Annotated in this window: 1 protein-coding gene; it reads left to right on the forward strand. The window is 24.3% G+C overall.

What is annotated here, in order from left to right; genetic code table 11:
* The first annotated feature begins 550 nt into the window (after nt 1-550).
* Nucleotides 551-2,035, forward strand: coding sequence for a radical SAM/SPASM domain-containing protein (locus tag BGI41_RS07790; protein WP_088540132.1), 1,485 nt, complete (start codon nt 551-553; stop codon nt 2,033-2,035).
* The last annotated feature ends 168 nt before the right edge of the window (nt 2,036-2,203 follow it).

The following is a 2,203-nucleotide window of genomic DNA, read 5'->3' on the forward strand; positions in this document are numbered from 1 at the left end:
TTTTATGATAAGGTAAGTAATTTATAGGAATTCCTTTTTCTCTTTATTTTATCAAAAATTCAATTAAATATTTTAAATCATTTTACTTTACATCATGTTTTATTCTATGAATTTTTAATTTATTTAATTATAATTAATATTTAATATATTTATTATTACTTAATGTAGATGTCATTATTTTATATCATTATTATTTTAATTTTTGTTTATTTATTTAAAATTTAATTTTTTTTATGATAATTTTTGTTTATTTGTTTAAACATTTTTTAAATTTTAATTAATTGTAAAAAATTTTTTACAGAATTTTTCATAATCTATAAAAAAGTATTAATATTAGGTTTTAACAAAATAAATTATTGAAAAAATCAATATATTGATACTTTTAAATATATTAATATTTTTCATAATTAATTTAATAATTTTATATTTTAATTTACAAATTCATTATTTTATATTTTTTAATTTAATTAATAAGACTGTGGATACTTATTAATTAGTAAATATTTTTGATTGAATAGGTGATTAATCAAATACTAAGGTGTGGTTTTATATGAATAAAAATAAAAGTGCAAATGAAGAAACAGCAAACACTAAACAAGTTATTGAAACATTTGAAAATATTGTTAATAGTAATATTTCTCAAAAAGTTTTAAATGGAGCTCTTACATATTGTAATAAATGTGGTGAAACTAGATTAGAATCTGCATTACGCCATATTGTAGGTCTTCAGGATGATATTTGTTTTAAATGTGAATTACTTGTTCCACCAATAAAATTCATTATTAAAAAAGGTTTATCTACTTTTAATACATTTGAAGAAGCATTCATGAAAGCTATGCAAGATGAAACTTGGATTAGGGGATTAGTAACAACATTCCAAGGTATGGCTAGATTTGGTGTAAGAAAACCTTTTGTTCCAGGTGCACCTTATCAAATTGTTTGGAATATTACTCGTAAATGTAATTTTAAATGTATTCACTGTTATGAAAATGCAGGTAAAAAAGGACCAGATGAATGTACTCCTGAAGAAATAAAAGCAGGTATTAAAAAACTTGCAGATGATGGAGTTATTTCATTAGCATTTTCTGGAGGAGAACCAACTACTGATCCTCATTTAGTAGAATATATTAAATATGCAACAGATTTAGGATTATATGTTTCACTTGCTACTAATGGTTATATTTGTGCTAAAAAAGAAAAAGCACAAGAACTTGCAGATGCAGGTCTTAAATTTGTACAAATTAGTTTAGATGGTTTAAATCCAAAAACTCATGATGAATTTAGACGTGTTCCAGGTTCTTGGGAACGTGCAGTTAAAGCAATTGAAAATTTTGTTGATACTGATGTATTTGTAGAAGTTTCAACTATAGTTACACAAAATAATAAAGATGAAATTCCGGATATGATTGATTTTATGAGGGATAAAAAAGTTGGATGGTTTATGTTATATAACTTCATTCCAACTGGTAAAGGTTCAGAAGCAAGAGAACTTGATTTAAGTCCTGAAGATAGATTTAAATTATTAAATCTTATTTATCAAGAAAATGGTAAAGGAGATCTTCAAATATTATCTACTGCTCCTCAATTTGCGGATGTTGCAATTCATACAAATCTTGCAGATGTAAATAGGGAGGATGGTAAAAAATTAATTCCAACTCACTTTTATAATGTTGAGTACAGTAATCCTGGAATGATGGAACTTTCAAGATTTATTGGAGGTTGTGGTGCAGGAAGATTCTATTTAGGAATAGAACCTAATGGAGATATTTATCCTTGTGTTTTCTTCCCACATGATCCAGTTCTTAAATTAGGAAATATTAAAGAGGATAATCTTTTAGATATTTGGATGAATAATAAAGTTTTAAAAGAATTAAGAGATAAAGATGCTCTTAAAGATAATTGTTCTGAATGTGAATCTAGATTTATTTGTGGTGGCTGTAGAGCTAGAGCATATACTATTACTGGAGATTACCTTGCAGGTGATCCTGGTTGTATGAAATATGAGGAATATATGCGTAAACATAGTTCTGCTTAAGTGTTTTAATTATTAGAATTCTAGTTCTAGTTGCTTAAGTGTTTAGAATATATACTAAAATTAGAAATAATTATCAATTTAAGAGTTTTATAATATTTCTAATTATTTATATGAATTTTTTATAAAATTCATATTTTTTATTTTTACTATTTTTTTTAACTTAAAAGT

Origin of the sequence: Methanobrevibacter sp. 87.7 (genome assembly GCF_002208625.1) — an archaeon.
Classification (GTDB): Archaea; Methanobacteriota; Methanobacteria; order Methanobacteriales; family Methanobacteriaceae; genus Methanarmilla.

What these genes read in the sequence shown, in the direction of transcription:
- BGI41_RS07790 (WP_088540132.1), top strand. Translation starts at nt 551, where the DNA reads ATGAATAAAAATAAAAGTGCAAATGAAGAAACAGCAAACACTAAACAA.